The following is a 21257-nucleotide window of genomic DNA, read 5'->3' as shown; positions in this document are numbered from 1 at the left end:
GGCTCAGGCGGCCGAGAAGGCGGGCAAGATCCCCTCCCGCAGCAGGGCGTGCCGCGTCAGAACCTGGCCCGGCACGCGCGGCACGTCGGCGTCGGAGGTCATCACCACGGTGAGGCCGAGCCTTGGCAGCAGGTAGACCATCTGGCCCCCATAGCCCCAGGCGAAGGTCACCGGCTCGTCTTCCGGCTCGCCGATCCACCAGCCGAGGCCGTAGAGCTGGCCGCTGAAGGCCGAGCGCACCGCAGGGCGCCAGGCTTCGGCCAGGAAGGCCCCGGGGATGACCTGCCGGCCCATGTGCCGGCCGCCGTTCCGGCAGCATTCGCCGAAAGCCAGGAGCGCCTCGGGCGTCAGCGCCATGTCGTTGCCGCCGAAATGGAAGCCCTGCGGGTCACGCCGCCAGTCGGGCACGGCGAAGCCGAGGGGCGTCCCCAGCCAGGCCTGCGCCAGCTCGCGCAGCGAGCGGCCCGTGGCCCGCGCGAGCACGGCGCCGAGGAGGTGGCTGGAGCCGGTCGAATAGACCATCCGGCCGCCGGGCTCGTCGACGAAGGGACGCGTGAGGACGAAGCTCAGCCAGTTCGCGCTGGAGACCCAGCGGCCGTAGAGGGCGCCGGAGGTGCTCTCCAGCCCCGCGCGCATGCCGGCCAGATGCCGGATGGTGATGTGGCCGACGCGCGGATCAGCCTCCGGCGGCACCAGCCGGCCGAGGATCGGGGCGATCGGATCGTCGAGCGCGAAGACGCCCCGCGCCACGGCGATGCCCGCCAGGGTGGCGACGATCGTCTTGGCCGCCGACTTGATGTTCGTGGGCCGCGCCACGCTCGCGCCGTGCCAGGCGCGCTCGAGCACGGGCACGCCCTGCCGGGCGACGATCAGCGTGCGCAGATGCGGCGTGGCCTCGGCCATGGCGAGGCCGCGGGCGAGCAGCGCCGGGTCGGGCTCGGCCGCCCGGGCGGGCGCCGCGGCGGGCAGGAGCAGGGAGGCGAGGGCGGCGCGGCGGCTGGGCATGGGCGACGAGATGGTCACGCCCGCCCTCGGCGCCAGGCTACTCCGCCGCCATCTTCGCCGGGGCCGCGTCGCGCCGGCGCTTCAGCTCCGGAATCACCTGCTCGGCCAGCGCCGTGATGGTCTTCACGACCTTCCAGTGCGGCATGTCGGCCCGGTGGACCTGGAAGATGATGCGGCTGGTGCCGGCCTCCTCCGCCCAGGCCTCGACCTTGTCGGCGACCGTCTTCGCGCTGCCGGCGACGACGCGGAACTGCGTCAGGATCTGGTCCCAGTCGAACTTGCCGTGGGTGTCGGGCAGCATCTTGCCGTTGCGCGCGACGAACTGCTCCTCCGAGAGATAGCCCGGCGCGTCGATGAAGCGGCCGGCGCGGGTCAGCGTGTTGAAGAAGAACTTCACGTGCGGAAGCATCTCCTCCATCGCCTGCTCGTCGGTCTCGGCGACATAGGCCATGCAGACCATCGGCACCTGGTCGGGCCGGATGGTGTGGCCGTATTCCTTGGCCCGCTCGCGCAGCCGCGCCTGGGCGGCGAGCTGGCTCTTGATCGGGCTGAAGGTCGAGGAATAGCCGAAGCCCCGCTGGGCCGCGAGCTCGATGGTCTCCGGGCTGCCGGACCCCACCAGGTAGACCGGCGGATGCGGCTGCTGGAACGGCCGCGGCCAGACGTTCAGGAAGCGGTAGGTGTAGAACTGCCCCTCGTGCCGCAGCGGGCCGGGCTCGGTCCAGGCGCGGATGATGAGGTCGAGCGCCTCCTGCTGGCGCTCGCGCGCCGTCACGGGACTTACCGCGCCGGCCCAGTATTCCATGGGCGTGCCGAGCGGGAAGGCGACCTCCAGCCGCCCGCCCGACATCACGTCGAGCATGGCGTAGGAGGCGGCGAGCCGGTGCGGGTAGTCGAGGCCGGGCGGCGTGCCCATCACGCAGATCTTGGCGCGCGTCGTCTGCGGGATCAGCGCGGCGGCGATCACCGAGGGCACGGGCATCAGGCTGTAGGGGGTGGCGTGGTGTTCGTTCACGCAAAGCCCGTCGAAGCCCAGCTTCTCCGCCAGCACCAGCTCGGAGATGTAGCGCTGGTAGAGCCGGTGGCCTTCCTCCGGATCGAAATGGGAGTTCGAAAAGTCCACCCAGAGCGAGCCGTGCTGGTCGATGTCCTCGGGCAGCTTCGTGTAGGGCATGAAGTGCCAGGCGAAGAATTCGGTGTTCGGCAGGATGGGCATGGATCTGCTCCTCTCGCGCTGGCGCGCCGGACGTCTTAGCCTCGAAGCTATCGGTAAACGCCACTTGTGGGGAGATCGGCGTGCAGACAGCGCTCGAACGCGGCAGGGCGACGCTCGAAGGCTTCGAGCGGATCGAGCTCGAGCTCAACGGCATCCGCACCGTGGTGCATGCGCGCGGCACCGGCGAGCCGGTCATCTTCCTGCACGGCAGCGGCACCTTCACGGGCTTCGACTACCTGCGGGACTGGACGCGGACGCACCGCGTGATCGTTCCCTACCATCCCGGCTTCGGCGAATCCGCGGACGATCCGCGCATCGATTCCATGCAGGACTACGTGCTGCACTATCTCGACCTCTTCGATGCGCTGAACCTCGGGCGGATCTCGCTCGTCGGCTATTCCTTCGGCGGCTGGATGGCGGCGGAGATCGCGCTGGTCCAGCAGGAGCGGCTGCGGAAGCTGGCCCTGGTGGCGCCCTCCGGCCTCGTGGTGCGCGACCCGCCCTCCACCGACCTGCTCGCGCTGCACCCATCGCAGGTGATGGCCCACCTCACCGCGCGCCCCGAGCGGCTGAAGCCCTACCTGCCCGAGGGGCATGACCTGCCCTTCCTCACGCTGCGCTACCGCGAGACCAAGGCCACCGCCCGCATCACCTGGGACCGCCCCTCCGGCAATCCCAAGCTGGAGCGCTGGCTGCACCGCATCCGCACGCCGACGCTGCTCGTCTGGGGTAGCTCGGACCGCGTCCGGCCGCTGGCGCATGGCGAGGCCTGGGCGCGGCTGCTGCCGGATGCGCGGCTTTCCGCCTACGAGGGCGCCGGCCATCTCGTGCTGGAGGAGGAGCCGGCCGCCTCCGCCGAGATCGGCGCCTTTCTTGCCGCCTGAAGCCTCCGACAGGACAGGACCGATGCAGCGACGCCACCTCCTCACCGCCACCGCCGCCGCGATCGCGGCGCCCCGGCTCGGCCACGCGCAGCGCGCCCGGCCGCTGCGCTTCGTGCCCTTCGCGGACCTCGCGGTGCTCGATCCTTTCGCCACGACGTCGCTGGTCACGCGCGGCCATGCCTACATGGCCTACGACACGCTCTACGGCCTGGACGCGCAGCTCCGCCCGCAGCCGCAGATGGTGGAGGGGGCGGTCACGGAAGACGACGGCAAGCTCTGGCGCCTGACGCTGCGCGAGGGGCTGCGCTTCCACGACGGCGAGCCCGTGCGCGCGCGGGATTGCGTCGCCTCGCTGGCCCGATGGGGCCGCATCGACGCCTATGGCCAGGCCCTCTACGCCGCGGTGGACGAGGTGTCGGCGCCGGACGACCGGACCATCCAGTTCCGCCTGAAGCGCCCCTTTCCGCGCCTGCCCGACGCGCTGGCCAAGGTGGTCGGCTTCGTGCCCGTCATCATGCCCGAGCGGCTGCTCCAGGGCGCGCCGGGCCAGCCGATCCGCGAGGTCGTGGGCTCCGGCCCGCTCCGCTACCTGCCCGCCGAAAGCCTCTCCGGATCGCACTACGCCTACGAGAAATTCGCCGGATATGCGCCGCGTCCCTCTGGCGCGCCGAGCTTCACCGCGGGGCCGAAGCGCGTCTCGCTGGAGCGCGTGGAGATCCGCATCATCCCGGACGCCAGCACCGCGGCCAATGCGCTCGCGACCGGCGAGGTCGACTGGTACGACCAGATCCAGCCCGACCTGATCGCGCCGCTCCGCCGCAACCGGAACCTGGTGGTCGAGCCCTGCGAGAGCACGGGCTATGTCGGCTTCCTGCAGTTCAACCATCGCCTGCCGCCCTTCGACAATCCGGCCGTCCGCCGCGCCGTGCTCGGCGCCGTGGACCAGACGGATTTCTGCATCGCCGTGATGGGGCAGGACCCGTCGCTCTGGCGCACGGGCCTCGGATTCTTCTGCCCCGGCACGCCGCTCGCCAGCGACGCGGGCCTTGCCGCGCTCGTCGGCCCTGCTGACCTGGAGAAGGCGAAGCGCGACCTCCAGGCCGCCGGCTATGCCGGCGAGAAGGTCACGCTGATCAACGCCAGTGACATCGGCTTCGTCTCGGCCATGAACTCCGTCGCGGCGGACCTGCTGCGCCGCCTCGGCATGAACGTGGACGCGCTCGACAGCGACGCCGCCACCATGTTCCAGCGCCGCATGCGGCAGGACGGCTGGAACGTCTACGCCGTCGGCGCCGTCGGGCTGCAGACGCTGGACCCCGCGGTGAACGGCTACCTCCGCGGCCATCGCGGCCCCTTCGGCTGGGCGGACCTGCCGCAGGTCGAGGCGCTGCGGAGCGCCTGGCTCGACGCGCCGGACCTCCCGGCACAGCAGGAGCAGGCGCGGCGGCTGCAGCTCCAGGCCCTGCAGGACGTGCCCTATGCGCCGATCGGCCAGTATCTCGTGCAGACGGCCTACCGGAACGACATCCGCCGCGGCGTGAAGGAGATGTCGGTCTTCTGGGACCTGGAGCGCCGATAGGGACACGCCGGTGAAGGATCCGCGCGCGCCGGCGGGCTCGCTGTTCTGCGCCCTGCCGGACATGACCCTGGACAGCGGCGCCCTGCTGCCCGCGCCGGTGCTGGCCTATGAGACCTGGGGCCGCCTCGCGCCGGACGGAAGGAACGCCATCCTCGTCACCCACGGCTTCACCTCCAGCGCCCATGCCGCCGCCGGCGAGGCGGGCGAGGGCTGGTGGGACGGGCTGATCGGCTCCGGCCGGGCGATCGACACCGACCGCTACTTCGTGGTCGCCTCCAACATGCTCGGCTCCTGCTGGGGCTCGACGGGGCCGACCTCCATCGACCCACGGACCGGCCGCCCCTATGGCCCCGACTTCCCGCTGGTCTCCACGCGCGACATGGTCCGCGCCCAGCGCGCGCTGCTGGACTCCCTCGGCGTGACGCGGCTGGTGGCGGTGGCCGGCCCTTCCTTCGGCGGCATCCTGGCCTTCCAATGGGCCGTGGAGTTCCCGGACTTCATGGCCGGCATCATCCCCGTCGTCGGCGCGCCGCGCACGCCGGCCAGCGCCCTGGAGCAGGTCGGCGGCTCCGTCCTGCGCTTCTGGGCCGATCCGAACTGGCATGGCGGCCGCTACGCCGAGCATGGCGGGATGGACGCGACCATGGTGTCGCTCTGGGCCGACACGCTGCGGCTCTACGGGCTGAAGGAGGTGCTGGAGGCCCGCATCCCCGACCCCGCCGCCCGGGAGCCCGCGCTGCTCGCCGCCGCCGAGGCCGGCCGCCACTTCGACGCGAACGCCTTCATCCGGCTGGGCCTCGCCGCCGCGCATTTCGACGTGGAGCCGCTCTTCCCGCGCATCCAAGCCAAGGTGCTCTACAGCCTCTGCCCAAGCGACCGGGTCTTCCCGGCGTCGCTGGCCCCGTCGGTGATGGCGAAGCTGGAGGCGGCCGGCGTGGAGGCCCGCCACTTCGAGCTGGAGAGCGAATTCGGCCACATCGCCTTCCGCGAGGATGCGGCGAAGCTGGCCGGCCCGGTGGCGGAGTTCCTGCGCGCCCTGGATTAGCTCACGGAGATGCCGGCGCGTTCGGCCAGCCGCCGCCATTTCGTCAGCTCCGCCACCACGAAGCGCCCGAAGGTGGGGCCGTCCTGCACCACGGGATCGGAGCCGGCGGCGGTGACGCGCACCGCCATCGCCGGCTCCTGCATGAGCGGGACGATGGCCGCGGACAGCTCCGCCACGATCTCCGGCGGCGTGGCGGCGGGCGCGAAGACGCCCATCCAGCCCGTCGATTCGTAGCCCGGCACGGCCTCGGCCACCGCCGGCACCTCCGGCAGCTGGCCGGCCCGCCGCGCGCCGCAGGTTGCGAGCGGCACGGCCTTGCCGTCCTGGATCGTCCGCAGCACGGCTGAGAGGCTGTCCACCATCACCGGGATCCGCCCGGCGATCAGGTCCGCCTGGGCCAGCCCGCCGCCGCGGTAGGGCACGTGGCTCAGCCGCAGCCCGGCTTGCGCCGCCAGCAGCGCGCCGGAGAGATGCTGCGTGGAGCCGATGTCCCCGCCGGCATAGTCGAGCGGCTCGCCGGGTGCCCGGCCGCGCGCCAGCAGGTCGGCCAGGCTGCGCAGCCCCGAGTTCAGCGAGGCCAGCAAGACGAGGGGGAAGTCCGCGACGCGCGCGATCGGCGCGAGGTCGCGCAGCGGATCGTAGGAAAGGCGGCCATGGACCGCCGGGAGGATGGCGATCGGGCCGCTGCTCCCGAGCAGCAGGGTGTTGCCGTCGGCCGGCGCGCGCACCGCCGCCTCCACGCCGATGGCCCCGCCGGCGCCCGGCCGGTTCTCCACGATGACCGGCACGCCCCAGGCCGGGGCCGCACGCTCGGCCAGCAGCCGCGCCAGGATGTCCGGCACGCTGCCGGCCGGCACCGGCACGAGGATGCGGACAGGACGCTGGGGGAGGGCGAGGGCCGGACAGGCAAGGGCGGCAGCGGCGAAGCCAAGCGCGGCGTGGCGGCGGGGAATCATGCCGCGATTACGGCACGTCCATTCGTAGGAGGAAAGTGATAAAACTGCCTACGTCTCACGGATCCCGATCAGGGCCCCTTGAAGCTGGCCTGGTCGCCCACCGCGCGCCCCGCCCGGTGGCGCCGCATGAGCCAGACGCCGAGCCCGATGCTTCCCGCCAGCAGCAGGACCGACAGCGCGAGCTGCCAGGCCCCGTCCACCCGCACCCCCTTGCCGAGCAGGGCGAAGACGACGGTCTGCGGCACGTAGCCGAGCAGCGACGCCCCCAGGAACGCCCCGGCCGGGATGCCCGACATCCCCGCGAGCAGGTTCAGCGCCAGGTTGTTCCCCACCGGGAAGAGCCGCAGCGCCAGCGTCGCCCCGAACGGGTTTTCCCGCAGCAGTGCCACGATCGGCCGCAGCTGCGGGCCGAAGCGCCCGGCCAGCCGACGCTCGGCCCAGCCCCGCCCCACGGCGCCGGCCCAGAAGAAGGCGATCGCGCAGCCGAGGATCTGCGCCACGAGCGCCAGCCCGACGCCCACCACCGTTCCGAAGGCATAGCCGCCCAGGAAGGCCACCGCCTGCCGCGGCACGCCGGCGGCCAGCGCGGCCGCACCGATGAGGAGGTAGAGGCTCTCGCCCAGCACCCCCTGGTCGCGGATGTAGAGGTCCACCCATTCCGTGCCCGGCGCCGCGCCCAGCACCCGCAGCAGCAGCCCGCCCAGGGCTAGGCCCGCCGCCATCAGCAGGAAGCGGCCGATGGCGCTCCAGCTCACGGCACCGCCCTCACGGCTCTCGCCGCTCGATCTCTGGGCGCCGCCCCCGCCGCTGCAGCCAGGCGACGCCGATCAGGTCGAGCAGGCTCACCGCCAGACGGTCGAAGGTGCCGTAGTTGGAGACGCCGCGCACGCGCGGGCGGTGGTTCACCGGCTCGCTGACCACGCGCGCCCCGGCGCGCAGCGCCAGCGCGGGCAGGAAGCGGTGCATGTGGTCGAAATGCGGAAGGCCCAGGAACAGCGCGCGGGGAAACAGCTTCAGCCCGCAGCCGGTGTCCGGCGTCGCGTCGCGCAGCAGGCGGGCACGGACCCCGTTCGCGATCCGCGAGGAGCGCCGCTTCACCCAGGAATCCTTGCGGTTCACCCGGTGCCCCGCGACCATGATGTCGCCGGCGCCCTCGCGCTCGGCGCGCGCCAGCAGCTTCGGGATGTCGGCCGGGTCGTTCTGGCCGTCGCCGTCCAGCGTCGCGATCCAGGTGCCTTCGGCGGCCTTCACGCCCGTGACGATGGCGGCCGACTGCCCGCAGCTCGCGCGATGTCTCAGCCAGCGGAGCGGCGCCCCGCCGGCCGCGATCTCCGCCAGCGCAAGCGACGTGCCGTCCGTGGAGCCGTCGTCCACATAGACGATCTCGTGCGGCACGCCCGCGAGCGCGGCCTCGATCTCGGCGACGAGCGGAGCGATGTTCGGGGCCTCGTTCCGCACGGGAATGACGACCGAAACCAGCGGTGCGGCGGACATCGGCGCGCGTTACCAGCGCGGCGCGGGCGCCACAAGCCCGCCGGATACGGGCGGGCGGCGCATTTCCCTTGGGCTGCCAAGCGGAATGATCGCTATTATATGTGGACCATGCCTTTTGATGCTCGCAGTCAGCCCGCCCTGCCGCCCGCCGCCCGGGGCGAGGGGACCCATCAACGTGCCGTGGCGTACTGGCTGCTCGCGGTCGCCGCGGCGATCTGGGTGATGATCGGCCTCGGCGGCGCCACGCGGCTCACCGGCTCGGGCCTCTCGATCATGGAATGGGCGCCCTTCCGCGGCATGCTGCCGCCGCTCTCCGAGGCCGAGTGGCACCGTCTCTACGACCTGTACCGCACCATTCCGCAATACGAGCTGGTGAATGCCGGCTTCGGCATCGAGGGCTTCAAGCGCATCTTCTGGCTGGAGTGGACGCACCGCTTCTGGGGCCGGATGATCGGCCTGGCCTACCTGTTGCCCTTCCTGTGGTTCTGGTGGCGCGGCGCGATTCCGCGCGGGCTGATGCCGCGGCTCGGGCTGCTCTTCGTGCTCGGCGGCATGCAGGGCGCGATCGGCTGGTTCATGGTGGCCTCGGGCTTCGAGGCGGACCGCACGGCGGTCTCGCCCTACCGGCTCGTCGTCCATCTCGTGATGGCGCTGATCCTCTTCGCCGCGATCCTCTGGACGGCGCTCGACCTGCTGCGTGGCCGGCCCGCCGCTTCCGTCCCCGGCACCGGAAAGGTCCGGCGCCAGGTGCTCGCGGCCTTCTGGCTCGCGGCCCTGACCATGCTGGCGGGCGGCTTCGTGGCCGGCATCAAGGCCGGCTTCACCTACAACACCTTCCCGCTGATGGACGGGCGGCTGGTGCCCGAGGGCTACCTCCAGCTCGATCCCGTCTGGCGCAACCTCACGGCCAATATCGGGGCGGTGCAGTTCAACCACCGCCTGCTGGCGACGCTGACGGGGCTCGCGATGGTCGGCGCGGCCATTGCCGCCTGGCGCCGGCTGCCCGACGGCTTCGCGCGCCGGGCCGTGCTGGTCATGGCCGGCTCCGTGGCCGCGCAATACGCGCTCGGCATCGTCACGCTGCTGCATGTCGTGCCGCCCGCGCTCGGCACCGCGCACCAGGCGCTGGCGGCCGGCGTGCTCGCGGCCGGGCTCTGCGCCTGGCACGCCCTGCGGGAGCCGGCGCTGCCCGGGCCCGCCGCCCGATGAGCGCGGGCGAGATCGAGGCCCCCGCCGCCGAGGTGCTGGGCGCCCTGCCCATCGCGCTCATGGGCTTCTCCGAGGAGGGCCGGCTCTTCGTCGTCAATGCCGAGATGCTGGCGCTGCTGCGCATGGACGCGGCGAACCTGCCGGTCGGCGCGGAGGAGCACGACGTGCTGCGCCGGCTGGCCTTCCACGGCACGCTCGGCGCCGGCGACCCGGAGCAGCGGCTGCAGGAGGTGCTGGCGCTCGATCCGGAGCGGGCGCATCGCCGTCTGCTGCGCGACGTGGCGGGCCGCGCGCTGGAGCTGCGGCTCGCGCCGCTGCCCGGCGGCGGCCGCGCGCTGACCATCGCCGACATCACCGACCACGTGCAGGCGCGCGAGACGGCGGAGACCCTGGCGCGCACCGCCTCCGAGGTGCTGTCGCGGCTGGGCACCGGCATCGCGCAATACGACGCCGACCACCGGCTGGTCCTGAACAACCCGGCCTATGCCCGGCTGGTCGGCCTCGATCCGCGCGTGCTGCACGAGGGCATCAGCGTGCCCGAGATCGTCCAGCGCCAGCACGAGGCCGGCGAGTTCGACGCCGAGACGGCGAAGGGCGTGATCGCGCGCATGTCGGCCTATCCCAGGGGCCTCACCTGGCGGATGGAGCGCACGCGGCCCAACGGCCGCACGCTGCGCTTCGACAACCAGCTCATGCCGGACGGCGGCTGGCTCGCCGAGATCACCGACATCAGCGAGAAGCACGCGACCGAGCAGGACGCCCGCCGCCGCATCGCGCTGCACGACGCGCTGATGCAGGCGCTGCCCGTGGGCGTCGCCGTCTACGCGGCCGACCGCACCTGCACCATGGTGAACCCGGCCTACAACCGGATCATGGCGCACAGCCCCATCGCGGTGGGCGAGAACCTGCGCGACATCCTGCTGCGCCGCGCGATCGAGGGCGAGTTCGGCCCGATCGCGGATCCCGAGGAGGAGGTGCGCCGCCGCCTCACCCTCGTCGCCGCGCCCTACAGCTTCGAGCAGCGCGTCTCCGGCGTCTCCACCGTGCATCGCAGCGTGCCGCTGCCCGATGGCGGCCACGCCATGGTGGTGGCCGACGTCACCGAGCTGCAGGCCGCCCAGGCCGAGCTGCGCGAGCGCGCCGAGCTGTTCTCGACCATGATCGAGAGCACGCGCCACGGCATCGCGATGTTCGACCCGACGGGCCGCGTCGTCGTCGCCAACCGGCTGGCCGCGCGGCTTTGCGGCGTGCCGCCGGAGAAGTTCGCCCCCGGCATCACGCTCGAGCAGCTGCGCGAGCTGCAGATCGCCTACGGCGTCCATGGCGGCCGCGAGGCCACCGCGAGCTTCCTCGCGGGACGGCGCGGCCGCGAGCTGCACGGCCCCGACCGCTACCGCCGCCGCAGCAACGAGGGCGCGACGATCGAGGTCGTCACCGACCAGCTCCCCGACGGGGGCTTTGTCCGCAGCTACACCGACGTCACCGCGCAGGTCGCGGCCGAGGCGGAGGCCACGAGGCGCGCCGCCACGCTGCAGACCGTGCTCGACAACATGCGCCACGGCATCGTCCTCTACGACAATGACGGCCGCCTGCTCATCTCCAACGAGCTGACCGCCCAGCTCACCGGCCTGCCGCTGGAGCACCTGGTTCCCGGCACCCATGTCGACGAGTTCCTGAACCTGCAGGCCGAGCGGGGCGAATTCGGCACCGCGGAGGATGCGGAGGCCTTCCGGCAGTCGCGGGGGCCGGATCCCTGGAGGACCGCCGGCCACTACACGCGCCGCCGGCCGGACGGCACCATCGTGGAGATCCGGACCGATCCTGTCCCGGGCGGCGCCTGGATCCGCAGCTTCACCGACATCACCGCGCTCACCCAGGCGCAGGAGGAGGCCGCCGCCCGCGCCGCCATGATGCAGGCGATGCTGGACAACATGCGCCACGGCATCGCGCTGTTCGACGCGGAGCACCGGCTGCTGGCGGCCAACGCGCTCTGCGGCGAGCTGATGGGCATCGGCGCCGCGCTGCGGCCGGGGATGCTGCACGTCGACATCATGACCACGCAGGCCGCGACGGGCGAGTTCGGCACCGCGGAGGAGGCGGGGCGCTACATCCGCGACTCCGTGAACGCGGACTGGGAGCGGATGCGGCACGTGCGCCGCCGCCGCCCCGACGGCACCGAGCTGGAGGTGGTGACGAGCCCGGTGCCCGGCGGCGGCTTCGTCCTGACGCTCACCGACATCACCGCCCGCGTCGTCGCCGAGCGCGAGGTGGAGCGCCGTGCCGAGGTGCTGGCCACCACGCTGAACGCGGCGCACCAGGGCATCACGCTCTACGACGCGCAGGCCCGCGTCGTCGCCGCCAACGACATCGCAGCGCAGATGGCGGGCTTCCCCGACGGTGTCTCCATGGTCGGCCGGACGCATGCCGAGGTCGTGGCCGGGCAGCGCGGCCTCGAAGGCATCACGCCGGAGCAGGACGCGGCGCGCAGCGAGCTCTTCCGGACGATGGACCGCAGCCGGCGGCAACGCTACCAGCGCCGCCGCGGGGACGGCACGGTGCTGGACGTCACCTCCGACCCGACGGCCGACGGCGGCTATGTCGTCTCCGCCTCCGACGTGACCGAGCTCGTGCTGGCCCGCGAGCGGGCGCAGGCCCAGGCGGCCGCGCTGAGCGCCACGCTCGACGCCTCGCGTCACACCATCATCCTCTATGGCCCCGACCGACGGGTCGTCGCCACCAACCGCATCAACCTGGAGCTCACGGGCTTCGCCACCGTCGAGGAGATGGTCGGCAAGACCTACGAGGAGGTCATCACCAGCCAGGCGCGCAAGGACTTCGGCGACAACTACCAATGGTTCGTGCGCGAGATGCTGGCCATCGACCGCAGCAAGCCGATCCGCTACCAGCGCCGCCTGGCCGACGGCCGCGTGCGCGACATCGCCTCCGACCCCACGCCCGACGGCGGCTTCGTGATCTCCGTCTCCGACGTGACGGAGCTGGTGGACGCGCAGGAGACGGCGCAGGCGCAGGCGGTAGCCCTGGCCGCCACGCTGAATGCCGCGCGCCACGCGATCGCGCTCTACGGGCCGGACAACCGGGTCATCGCCGCCAACCGCATCACCGCCGCCGCCTGCGGCTTCGCCACCGCGGAGGAGATGGTCGGCAAGACCTACGAGGAGGTGCTGCGCGGCCGCGCCTTCCTCGAGGCCCCCGACGATCCGCAATGGCGGGAGGACTATGTCCGGGGGGGCCTCGCACGCGATCGCAGCAAGCCAAGCCGCTCCCAGCGCCGCCGGGCCGACGGCCGGGTGCTCGACGTGGCCATCGATCCCATGCCCGACGGCGGCTTCGTCGTCACCATCTCCGACGTGACGGAGCTGGTGGACGCGCGCGAGGAGGCGCAGCGGCGCGCGGGCATCCAGCAGGCCATGCTGGAGAACAGCCGGCAGGGCATCGTGCTCTACGACCGCGAGCAGCGGATGGTCGCCGCCAATGCGCTGGCCGGCGAGCTGATGGGCGTGCCGGAGGTCCTGGTCCCCGGCGCCACGCAGCGGGAGATCCTGGCGGCGCAGCGCGCCCGCGGCATGTTCGCCGCGCCGGGCGACGACGGGGCGGACTGGGAGCGGTTCTTCGTCGGCATGGACCGCAGCCTGCCGCACCGCACCCAGCGCAACCTGCCGGACGGCCGCCGCTTCGACATCTCGTCCGACCCGACGCCGGATGGCGGCCACGTCGTCTCCATCGCCGACATCACGCCGCTGGTCCGCGCCGAGGAGGCGGCCGAGCATCGCGCCGGCGTGCTCAAGACCATGCTCGAGAACAACACCTCGGGCATCATGCTCTACGGCGCGGACCGGCGGCTGGTGGCCTTCAACGCGCTGGCCGCCGAGCTGACCCAGCTCCCCCTGGAGGCCTGCATCGGCGGCACGCTGGACGAGAACCTCGCCCTCCAGGTGAAGACCGGCAATCTCGGCGCCGGCGAGGAGGGCCAGCGCAACATGCGGCGCATGGCCGCGCTGGACCGGCGGCTCTCGCACCGCAACCAGCGCGTGGCGGAGGACGGCCGCGTCCTCATCGTCAACACCGACCCGACGCCGGACGGCGGCTTCGTCATCTCGCTGACCGACGTCACGGCGGTGGTGCGCGCCGAGGCGGAGGCCGCGCGCCGCGCCGAGATCCTCGGCGTCATGCTGGGCAACATCCGCCACGGCATCGTGCTGTTCGACGCGGCCGGCACCGTCGTCGCCTCCAATGCCAAGCTGCACGAGATGCTGGACCTGCCGGAAAGCCTGCTCATGCCCGGCACGAGCCACGATGCGATGGTCGACACGCTCCATCAGCGCGGCGAGTACGGCACGGACGAGGGGGCGCTGGCGCGCACCGAGCGGATCAAGCGGCAGGACCGGGCCGTCTCGGTGCAGACGATCCGCACGCGGCCCAACGGCGCGGTCCTGGAGGTCGTCTCCGACCCCACGCCGGACGGCGGCTGGGTCGTCACCTACACCGACGTCACCGAGGACCGCCGCGTGCGCGCGGAGCTGGAGGCGGCGCGCGTGCAGGCCGAGGCGGCGAACCGCGCCAAGTCGCGCTTCCTCGCCACCATGAGCCACGAGCTGCGCACGCCGCTGAACGCCGTCATCGGCTTCTCGGAGGTGCTGCACGGCCGCACCACGCCCGAGCAGGTGGAGGAGTTCGCCGCCGCCATCCAGGAGGCGGGCCGGCACCTGCTCTCGCTGATCGACGACATCCTGGACATCACTCGCGCCGAGAGCGGCAGCCTGCCGGTGGTGATCGAGACCGTCTCCCTGATCCCGCTGCTGGAGGGTGCCGCGCGGATGATCGGCGCGGCCGCGGTGAGCGGGAAGCTGCTGCTGGCCACCGACCTGCCGGCCGCGCTGCCGCGGCTGCGCGCCGACGAGCGGCGGCTGCGCCAGGTGCTGCTGAACCTGCTCAGCAACGCCACCAAGTTCACGCCGGCCGGTGGCGAGATCACGCTGCGCGCCCGGGCCGACGCGGCGGGCCTCGTCATCGAGGTGCGCGACACCGGCATCGGCATCGAGGCCAAGGACCTGGAGCGGGTCTTCGAGCCCTTCACCCAGATCGACAGCGCGCTGGCGCGCCGCTTCCCGGGCTCCGGCCTCGGCCTGCACCTGTGCCGCGCGCTGACCGAGGCGCAGGGCGGCACGCTGGAGCTGGAGAGCAAGCCCGGCCTCGGCACCACCGCGCGCATCGCCTTCCCGGCCGACAAGATCGTCGAGGCCGATCGCATGGGGCTGGAACAGCCCCTGGCGTGAATCGGCCCCGCAGAGGGCGTCCGATCGCAGGGGGCCGGCGCGACCCCTTGCGTGACGGGACCGCGCTCAACACCTATCCTGGCTGAGGCGCGCCTGCGACCCATGCCCCCTGCGCCGCGTGATCGGAACTTCCATGCCGCTCGACACTCCCCTCGCCGTCACCGACCGTCTCTTCTACGCGGAGCTCGACCCTGAGGCCGCGCGCCGTCGTCTGCGCGACGCCACCCAGGGCGCCGAGGACGGCGAGCTCTTCTTCGAATACCGCGAGAGCGAGGCGATCAGCCTGGAGGACGGCCGCATCCGCTCCGCCAGCTACGACACCGCGCGCGGCTTCGGCCTGCGCGCCGTGCAGGGCGAGGCGGCGGGCTACGCGCATTCGGGCGAGATCACCGAGGCGGCGATGGCGCGCGCGGCCTCGACCGTCGGCGCCGTGCGACAGGGGCGCAGCGGCACGCTCGACGTGGGGCCGCGGGCGACCAACACGCAGCTCTACGAGGCGGCGAACCCGCTGAACGCCATGGGCTTCGCGGAGAAGACCGCGCTGCTGCTGGAGCTCGACGCCTATGCCCGCGCGCTGGATCCGCGGGTGACGCAGGTGATGGCCTCGCTGATGGGCGAGTGGCAGGCGGTGCAGATCGTCCGCCCCGACGGGCTGCGCGTGGCCGACCTGCGCCCGCTGATCCGCTTCAACGTCAGCGTCGTGGTCGAGCAGGACGGGCGGCGCGAGACCGGCAGCCACGGCACCGGCGGCCGCTTCGCCTACTCCCGCGTGCTGGACGACGGCGGCTGGCAGCGCGGCGTGCAGGAGGCGCTGCGCCAGGCGCTGGTGAACCTCGAGGCCGTGCCGACGCCGGCCGGCGAGACCGAGGTGGTGCTCGGACCGGGCTGGCCGGGCATCCTGCTGCACGAGGCGATCGGCCACGGGCTGGAGGGCGACTTCAACCGCAAGAAGACCTCGGCCTTCGCGGGCCTGCTGGGCCGGCGGATCGCGGCGCCGGGCGTGACGGTGGTGGATGACGGCACCATCGCCGACCGCCGCGGCAGCCTCACCGTGGACGACGAGGGCACGCCCTCGGGGCGCACGGTGATGATCGAGGACGGCATCCTGCGCGGCTTCATCCAGGACCGGCAGAACGCGCGGCTGATGGGCGTGCAGCCGACGGGCAACGGACGGCGGCAGAGCTACGCGCACAGCCCGATGCCGCGGATGACGAACACGATCATGCTGGGCGGCGACGCCTCGCCGGAGGAGATCATCGGCAGCGTGAAGAAGGGCATCTACGCCGTGAACTTCGGCGGCGGGCAGGTGGACATCACCTCCGGGAAGTTCGTGTTCTCGATGAGCGAGGCCTACATCATCGAGGACGGGAAGATCGGCGCGCCGGTGAAGGGCGCGACGCTGATCGGCAACGGGCCGGACGCCATGACCAAGGTCTCGATGATCGGCAACGACAGTGCGATGGACCCGGGAATCGGCACCTGCGGGAAGAACGGGCAGGGCGTGCCGGTGGGCGTGGGGCAGCCGACGCTGAAGATGACCGGGCTGACGGTGGGCGGGACGCGGATCTAGCGCGGTCGGGCGCGCCTATCCCATCGCCACGGCGATCAGCGCCCAGCCGAATCCCACCACCGTCATGACGGTTCCGATCCACATCGCGGTGGGCTGGTAGGGCATGATTTCCATTCCTTCCGATCGGCGGTCCTATCCCGCACCGCAACATCGCATCAGGCCGCCTAACCCTGGCGGGTAGGCTGCGTCTCGCCAGGAATTGTCGAGAAATGTCGAAGGTGTGTGGAGGCGGGAGGGGTCGCTCTGTTTCCGCGGCCGATCCACCCTCGTAACGTCCCGCACTTGCATCCCGCGCCCCGCCGTGCGACCGCGCTCACCGAACATGCCTGACATTTCCGCATGCTGCGCCGGCTGACGCGCCATCCCGCCTTCCAGGCCTGCGCCGCGCATCTGCTGGGGCTCTATCTCGCCCTGGTCTACCGCACGACGCGCTGGAGCCTGCTCGGCGGCGAGCACATCGATGCCGCCTTCGCCGCGCATGGCACCGTCATCGCCGGCTTCTGGCACGAGAACCTCCCCGTCATGCCGAAGCTCTGGAAGCTCGGCCAGAAGCGCGCGGGGCTGGGCACCGGCCATGTCCTGGTCTCCCGCCACCGCGACGGCCGCTTCATCGGCGCCGTGGTGAACCGCTTCGACCTCGTCATGGTCCACGCCTCCACCTCCAGGGGCGGCGCGGCCGGGCTGCTCGCGCTGATGCGCCTGCTGCGCGGCGGTGCCTTTGTCGGCATCACGCCCGACGGCCCGCGCGGCCCGCGCCGGCAGGCCGCCCCCGGCGTGGCCCAGCTCGCGGCGATGAGCGGCAAGCCGGTCCTCCCCGTCGCCGGCCGTGTGTCCCGCGGCATCGGGCTGCGCAGCTGGGACCGCATGGTGATCCCGCTGCCCTTCGGCCGCGGCGTGCTGGTGGTGGGGCCCGCCATCCTCGTCCCGCGCGACGGCGCCGAGGCCGGGCTGCCGGCCATCACGGCCGGCCTCGACGCCGCCTGCGACGCCGCCGACGCCGCCATCGGGCTGCCGCGCCCATGAGGGGAGGGGCATGAGCCGGATCTGGCGCCTCGCCGCGACGCTCGCGGTCCCGGCGATCCGCTGGAACCTCCGGCGCCGCCTGCGCCAGGGCAAGGAGGAGGCCGCGCGCCTGCCGGAGCGCGAGGGCCGCGGCGCTGCCCGGCCGGAGGGGCGCCTGCTCTGGCTGCATGCCGCCAGCGTCGGCGAGACGCTGGCCATCCTGCCGCTGCTCGACGCCCTGGCGGCCCGCGACCCGGCGCTGCACCTGCTCGTCACCACCGGTACCGTGACCTCCGCGCGGCTGCTGCCGCAGCGCCTGTCGGGGGAGCTCGCCGCGCGGGTGATCCACCGCTACGCCCCGCTCGACGTGCCGGCCTGGGTCGCCCGCTTCCTCGACACCTGGCGCCCCGATGCGGCCGGATTCGTGGAGAGCGAGCTCTGGCCCAACCTGCTCGACGCCTGCGCCATCAGGGGCATCCCGACGGCGCTGCTCAACGCCCGCATCTCCGCGCGCTCCTTCCGGCGCTGGCGGAATTTCGGGCCTGGGCTGATTCGCCGGCTGCTGGGCCGCTTCGCGCTCATCGTGCCGCGCTCGACCGAGGATGCGGCGCGGCTGACCACCCTCGGCGCCCTGCGCCTCGCGCCGACGGGCGACCTCAAGCTCGCCGCCGCCCCCCTGCCGGCGGACCCCGCGAAGCTGGCCGAGCTGCGTGCCGCCATCGGGGGCCGCCCCGTCCTGCTGGCCGCGAGCACCCATCCCGGCGAGGAGGCGCCGGTCCTCGCCGCCGCGCGCGAGCTGGCGCCCCGCTTCCCCGACCTGCTGACCATCATCGTTCCCCGCCATCCCGAGCGCGGCCCGGAGGTCGCGGCCCTGGCCGGCGGCGCGCCAAGGCGCAGCGAGGGCGCCCTGCCCGGGCCGGGACCGGCTTACATCGCCGACACCATCGGGGAGCTCGGGCTCTCCTACCGCGTGGCCTCCGTGGCCCTCATCGGCGGCAGCCTGATCCGCCACGGCGGCCAGAATCCGCTGGAGGCGGCGCGCCTCGGCTGCCCCCTGATCCTCGGCCCGCACATGGAGAATTTTTCGGACGCGACGGCCGCGCTCCTCGCCGATGGGGGAGCCCGTCAGCTCCCCGATGCGGCCGCGCTGGCACCGGTCGTTGCGGATATGCTATCCCACCCGGAGAGGGTTGCCGGCCTGGTGGCCGCCGCGACCCGCGTTGTTTCCGCCGCCTCCGACCTGCCGGGCCGGTTGGCGGGGGCGCTCCTGGACCTGCTGTCGGGGAAGGCGGCGGGAAAGGCTTAGAGAAGAGGACGTCAGCATCAGCATCAAAGCGCCCGATTTCTGGGGACGCCGCGGGGGAATCATGCCCCTGCTGCTCTCGCCTCTCGCCGCGATCTATGCCGGCGCGACCGCGCGGCGCATGGCGCGCCCCGGCTGGCACGCCCCGATTCCGGTGATCTGCTGCGGCGCGGTGACCGCGGGCGGCGCGGGCAAGACGACGCTGACCATCGACCTCGGCCGCCGCCTCGCCGCGCGCGGCGTGGTCAGCCACTTCCTGCTGCGCGGCTACGGCGGCAGCGTGAAGGGCCCGGTCCGCGTCGAGCCTGCGAAGCACGGCAGCGAGGCGGTGGGCGACGAGGCGCTGCTGCTCGCCGCCCTGGCGCCGACCTGGGTGAGCGCCGACCGCGCCGAGGGCGCGAAATGCGCCGTGGAAGCGGGCGCCGACGCCATCGTGATGGATGACGGGCTGCAGAACCCCACCCTTGAGAAGACCCTCTCGCTGCTGACCATCGACGGCACCGCCGGCTTCGGCAACGGCCGCGTGATCCCCTCCGGCCCGTTGCGCGAGAGCGTCGCCGCGGCCGCCGCGCGCTGCGGCGCCGCCGTGCTCATCGGCCAGGACGACACCGGCGCGCTCTCCCTGCTGCCGCCGGAGATGCCGGTGCTGCGCGCCGACCTGGTCTCCGGCCCCGAGATGGCGGAGCTCGCCGGACAGAACGTCTTCGCCTTCTGCGGCATCGCGAATCCGCGGAAATTCTTCACGACGCTGCGGCTGGGCGGCGCGGTGGTGGCGGGCAGCGAGGCCTTCGCCGACCACTACCCCTACGACGCCGGCGACATGCGCGCGCTGATGGCCCAGGCCGAGCGGCTGGGCGCCATTCCCGTGACCACGCGCAAGGACTGGGTGCGCATCCCGCCCGAGTTCCAGACGAAGGTCCGCGTGGTGAGCGTCACCCTGCAATGGGAGGACCCGGCGCAGATCGACGCGCTGCTGGACCAGGCGCTGGCCGCCGAGGCCGTGGACGCCTGATCGCCCGGCGGAAGGGCCGACCTAACGCGCCAGCCGCTGCGCCGCCATCGGCAGCACCACATTGCCCTCGGTGCAGGCGTTCACCCGCCGGCGCTCCTCGGCGACGCCGCCCTGATAGACCACGCGGATATCGTACATGCAGTCGCCCGGCGGGAGCTGGAACTCGCGGTTGCCGCCGGCCTGGATGACCTCGTTCGCGCCCAGCCGGTCGTTGCCCCAGCTGTTCTGCGAGGTCAGCGAGGCATAGACGTTGTTCACGATGTTGGAGGTGCTGTTCTCCAGCCGGATGACCGGGCTGCCGCCCGGCGCCGGGCCCGGCTGGCCGGGCGCGCCCTTCTGGGCAAAGGCCGGCGCCGTCGCGGCGAGGGCAAGGCAGAGGGCGAGCGTCGTGCGGCGAAACATCTGGATCTCCTCGCGAAATATTTTCCCTAGCATACAGAAAGCGCTCGCCCGCGGGAAGTTGCGATCCTGTGAGGGTCAGACCGGCATGCGGAAGGTGAAGACGGTCTCCTCCGGCGTCGAGCGCAGGTCGATCACGCCGTCATGCGCGCGGGCGATCTCCGAGGCGATGTAGAGGCCGAGGCCCAGCCCGCCCGCCGTCGCGCTGTCGCGGAAGAAGGGCTGGAACAGCCGCGCCCGCTTCTCCTCCGGGATGGGCGTGCCGGCATTGGCCACCGAGAGCTCCAGCCGGCCGCCGGCGACGCGCGCCCGGGCACGGACCGGCGTCTCCTCCGCGCCATGGGTCAGCGCATTGCCCAGCAGGTTGGAGAAGAGCTGCGCGATGCGCCGCGCATCGCCGTGGAGCCGCCCGGGCAGGTCGATCTCCGCCTCGATGACGCGGTCGGGATTGGCGGCGCGCATCTCCGCGAGGACCTGCTCCAGCAGCGGGGCCAGCGGCTCGTCCGTGCGCCGCGTGAGGGCAATGCCGCCGCCGAGCCGGCCGCGCGCGAAATCCAGCACGTTCTCGATCAGCCCCGTCATCCGCGTGACGCTGGCCTGCATCATGCCGATGATCTGCACCGAGAATTCGTCCGGCTCGCGGCTCAGCAGCAGCCGCGTGCCGGAGGAGATCGCGGCCAGCGGGTTGCGCAGGTCGTGCCCGAGGACCGCGATGAACTGGTCGCGCAGCTTGGCGGTCTCGCGCTCGCCCACCAGGGCGGCGTCGCTCTCGGCCATGCGGCGATGCGCGTCGAGATGGAAGGCGATGAGCTCGGCGAAGAGGCGGAACATGCCCGTGACCTCCGGTGTGCGGAGGCGGGCGGGACGGGGGTCGATGGCGCAGAGCGTGCCGAAGAACCGCCCGTCGGGCAGCACGATCGGCATCGAGATGTAGCTCTGGAATCCGTACCGGATCGGCGTGTGGTGGACCCTGTAGTCCGGATCCTCCGCGACGTGCTCGATGATGACCGGCTCGAGGCTGGCGCGGATCTCGTTGCAGATCGTGCTCTCGACCTCCAGCTCGCCGCGCGGCTGCAGGCCGAAGGCGATGTCGTCGCGGATCGCGCAGGCGATCCAGCGGTTCTCCGTCACGCGGGCGATGGCCGCGAAGCCCATGCCCGTCGTCCGGCAGACCACCTCGAGGATGGTGGGAACCGTGGGGATCGCTTCGACAGCGGCGATGTCCCGCTCGAAATCATGGGCCATGCCTCCAGGGATTAGGCGCGGGCGCGGCGGGTGTCACTGTCTTG

The 21257-nt window shown here is 72.7% G+C and carries 16 protein-coding genes; 9 read left to right on the top strand and 7 right to left on the bottom strand.

The window, feature by feature from the left end; translation table 11 throughout:
• Positions 1-3: 3 nt before the first annotated feature.
• Both AC1ROY_RS01695 and AC1ROY_RS01690 read right to left on the bottom strand, forming a co-directional pair.
• A complete protein-coding gene (locus tag AC1ROY_RS01695) occupies positions 4-1023 on the bottom strand; it encodes a serine hydrolase domain-containing protein (RefSeq protein WP_493146560.1) in 1020 nt (339 codons plus the stop codon).
• A 19-nt stretch (positions 1024-1042) separates the two neighbouring features.
• Positions 1043-2221, bottom strand: a complete 1179-nt coding sequence (locus tag AC1ROY_RS01690; RefSeq protein WP_493146559.1) for an LLM class flavin-dependent oxidoreductase — start codon at positions 2219-2221, stop codon at positions 1043-1045.
• 80 nt (positions 2222-2301) lie between these two features.
• Between AC1ROY_RS01690 and AC1ROY_RS01685 the strand changes: the two genes are divergently transcribed.
• The 3 genes from AC1ROY_RS01685 to AC1ROY_RS01675 are packed head-to-tail and all read left to right on the top strand — an operon-like array spanning position 2302 to position 5729.
• The gene (locus AC1ROY_RS01685; protein ID WP_493146558.1) at positions 2302-3105 is read left to right on the top strand and encodes an alpha/beta fold hydrolase; all 804 of its coding nucleotides are present in this window, start codon (positions 2302-2304) and stop codon (positions 3103-3105) included.
• A 22-nt stretch (positions 3106-3127) separates the two neighbouring features.
• On the top strand, positions 3128-4684 hold the full coding sequence (locus AC1ROY_RS01680; RefSeq protein WP_493146557.1) for an ABC transporter substrate-binding protein: 1557 nt from the start codon (positions 3128-3130) through the stop codon (positions 4682-4684).
• A gap of 10 nt (positions 4685-4694) precedes the next feature.
• Positions 4695-5729 (top strand): alpha/beta fold hydrolase, encoded by a 1035-nt coding sequence (locus AC1ROY_RS01675; RefSeq protein ID WP_493146556.1) that lies wholly within the window; start codon positions 4695-4697, stop codon positions 5727-5729.
• On the opposite strand, the gene AC1ROY_RS01670 is transcribed toward AC1ROY_RS01675, so the two are convergent.
• The 3 genes from AC1ROY_RS01670 to AC1ROY_RS01660 form a co-directional block, all read right to left on the bottom strand.
• Positions 5726-6685, bottom strand: coding sequence for a Bug family tripartite tricarboxylate transporter substrate binding protein (locus AC1ROY_RS01670; protein ID WP_493146555.1), 960 nt, complete (start codon positions 6683-6685; stop codon positions 5726-5728). The genes AC1ROY_RS01675 and AC1ROY_RS01670 overlap by 4 nt on opposite strands.
• Positions 6686-6753: 68 nt before the next feature.
• The gene (locus AC1ROY_RS01665; protein WP_493146554.1) at positions 6754-7440 is read right to left on the bottom strand and encodes a TVP38/TMEM64 family protein; all 687 of its coding nucleotides are present in this window, start codon (positions 7438-7440) and stop codon (positions 6754-6756) included.
• Between the two features lie 10 nt (positions 7441-7450).
• The gene (locus tag AC1ROY_RS01660) at positions 7451-8179 is read right to left on the bottom strand and encodes a glycosyltransferase family 2 protein (protein WP_493146552.1); all 729 of its coding nucleotides are present in this window, start codon (positions 8177-8179) and stop codon (positions 7451-7453) included.
• 108 nt (positions 8180-8287) lie between these two features.
• On the opposite strand from AC1ROY_RS01660, the gene AC1ROY_RS01655 reads away from it, so the two are divergent.
• From AC1ROY_RS01655 to lpxK, 6 genes are all read left to right on the top strand, one after another.
• Complete coding sequence (locus AC1ROY_RS01655) at positions 8288-9388, top strand: COX15/CtaA family protein (protein ID WP_493146550.1); 1101 nt, start codon at positions 8288-8290, stop codon at positions 9386-9388.
• Entirely contained in the window at positions 9385-14682 is a 5298-nt protein-coding gene (locus AC1ROY_RS01650; protein WP_493146549.1) for a PAS-domain containing protein, read from the top strand. The genes AC1ROY_RS01655 and AC1ROY_RS01650 overlap by 4 nt, the downstream gene beginning before the upstream one ends.
• Positions 14683-14815: 133 nt before the next feature.
• Complete coding sequence (tldD, locus tag AC1ROY_RS01645; protein WP_493146547.1) at positions 14816-16252, top strand: metalloprotease TldD; 1437 nt, start codon at positions 14816-14818, stop codon at positions 16250-16252.
• A 339-nt stretch (positions 16253-16591) separates the two neighbouring features.
• The gene (locus tag AC1ROY_RS01640) at positions 16592-17275 is read left to right on the top strand and encodes a lysophospholipid acyltransferase family protein (protein WP_493146545.1); all 684 of its coding nucleotides are present in this window, start codon (positions 16592-16594) and stop codon (positions 17273-17275) included.
• Between the two features lie 10 nt (positions 17276-17285).
• Positions 17286-18560, top strand: a complete 1275-nt coding sequence (locus AC1ROY_RS01635) for a 3-deoxy-D-manno-octulosonic acid transferase (protein WP_493146544.1) — start codon at positions 17286-17288, stop codon at positions 18558-18560.
• A 61-nt stretch (positions 18561-18621) separates the two neighbouring features.
• Positions 18622-19569 (top strand): tetraacyldisaccharide 4'-kinase, encoded by a 948-nt coding sequence (lpxK, locus tag AC1ROY_RS01630; protein WP_493146543.1) that lies wholly within the window; start codon positions 18622-18624, stop codon positions 19567-19569.
• 21 nt (positions 19570-19590) lie between these two features.
• On the opposite strand, the gene AC1ROY_RS01625 is transcribed toward lpxK, so the two are convergent.
• Positions 19591-19971 (bottom strand): hypothetical protein, encoded by a 381-nt coding sequence (locus tag AC1ROY_RS01625; RefSeq protein ID WP_493146542.1) that lies wholly within the window; start codon positions 19969-19971, stop codon positions 19591-19593.
• Between the two features lie 75 nt (positions 19972-20046).
• A complete protein-coding gene (locus tag AC1ROY_RS01620; RefSeq protein ID WP_493146540.1) occupies positions 20047-21213 on the bottom strand; it encodes a GAF domain-containing sensor histidine kinase in 1167 nt (388 codons plus the stop codon).
• Between the last annotated feature and the right edge of the window lie 44 nt (positions 21214-21257).

The sequence above is a fragment of the Roseococcus sp. GW821-FHT12F05 genome, assembly GCF_058806835.1.
The sequence above is the reverse complement of the archived record's forward strand: the minus strand, read 5'-3'. Positions and strand labels throughout refer to the sequence as shown.

What these genes read in the sequence shown, in the direction of transcription:
- AC1ROY_RS01690 (WP_493146559.1), bottom strand. Translation starts at nt 2,221, where the DNA reads ATGCCCATCCTGCCGAACACCGAATTCTTCGCCTGGCACTTCATGCCC.
- AC1ROY_RS01680 (WP_493146557.1), top strand. Translation starts at nt 3,128, where the DNA reads ATGCAGCGACGCCACCTCCTCACCGCCACCGCCGCCGCGATCGCGGCG.
- AC1ROY_RS01670 (WP_493146555.1), bottom strand. Translation starts at nt 6,685, where the DNA reads ATGATTCCCCGCCGCCACGCCGCGCTTGGCTTCGCCGCTGCCGCCCTT.
- AC1ROY_RS01660 (WP_493146552.1), bottom strand. Translation starts at nt 8,179, where the DNA reads ATGTCCGCCGCACCGCTGGTTTCGGTCGTCATTCCCGTGCGGAACGAG.
- AC1ROY_RS01655 (WP_493146550.1), top strand. Translation starts at nt 8,288, where the DNA reads ATGCCTTTTGATGCTCGCAGTCAGCCCGCCCTGCCGCCCGCCGCCCGG.
- AC1ROY_RS01650 (WP_493146549.1), top strand. Translation starts at nt 9,385, where the DNA reads ATGAGCGCGGGCGAGATCGAGGCCCCCGCCGCCGAGGTGCTGGGCGCC.
- tldD (WP_493146547.1), top strand. Translation starts at nt 14,816, where the DNA reads ATGCCGCTCGACACTCCCCTCGCCGTCACCGACCGTCTCTTCTACGCG.
- AC1ROY_RS01640 (WP_493146545.1), top strand. Translation starts at nt 16,592, where the DNA reads ATGCTGCGCCGGCTGACGCGCCATCCCGCCTTCCAGGCCTGCGCCGCG.
- AC1ROY_RS01635 (WP_493146544.1), top strand. Translation starts at nt 17,286, where the DNA reads ATGAGCCGGATCTGGCGCCTCGCCGCGACGCTCGCGGTCCCGGCGATC.
- lpxK (WP_493146543.1), top strand. Translation starts at nt 18,622, where the DNA reads ATGCCCCTGCTGCTCTCGCCTCTCGCCGCGATCTATGCCGGCGCGACC.
- AC1ROY_RS01625 (WP_493146542.1), bottom strand. Translation starts at nt 19,971, where the DNA reads ATGTTTCGCCGCACGACGCTCGCCCTCTGCCTTGCCCTCGCCGCGACG.
- AC1ROY_RS01620 (WP_493146540.1), bottom strand. Translation starts at nt 21,213, where the DNA reads ATGGCCCATGATTTCGAGCGGGACATCGCCGCTGTCGAAGCGATCCCC.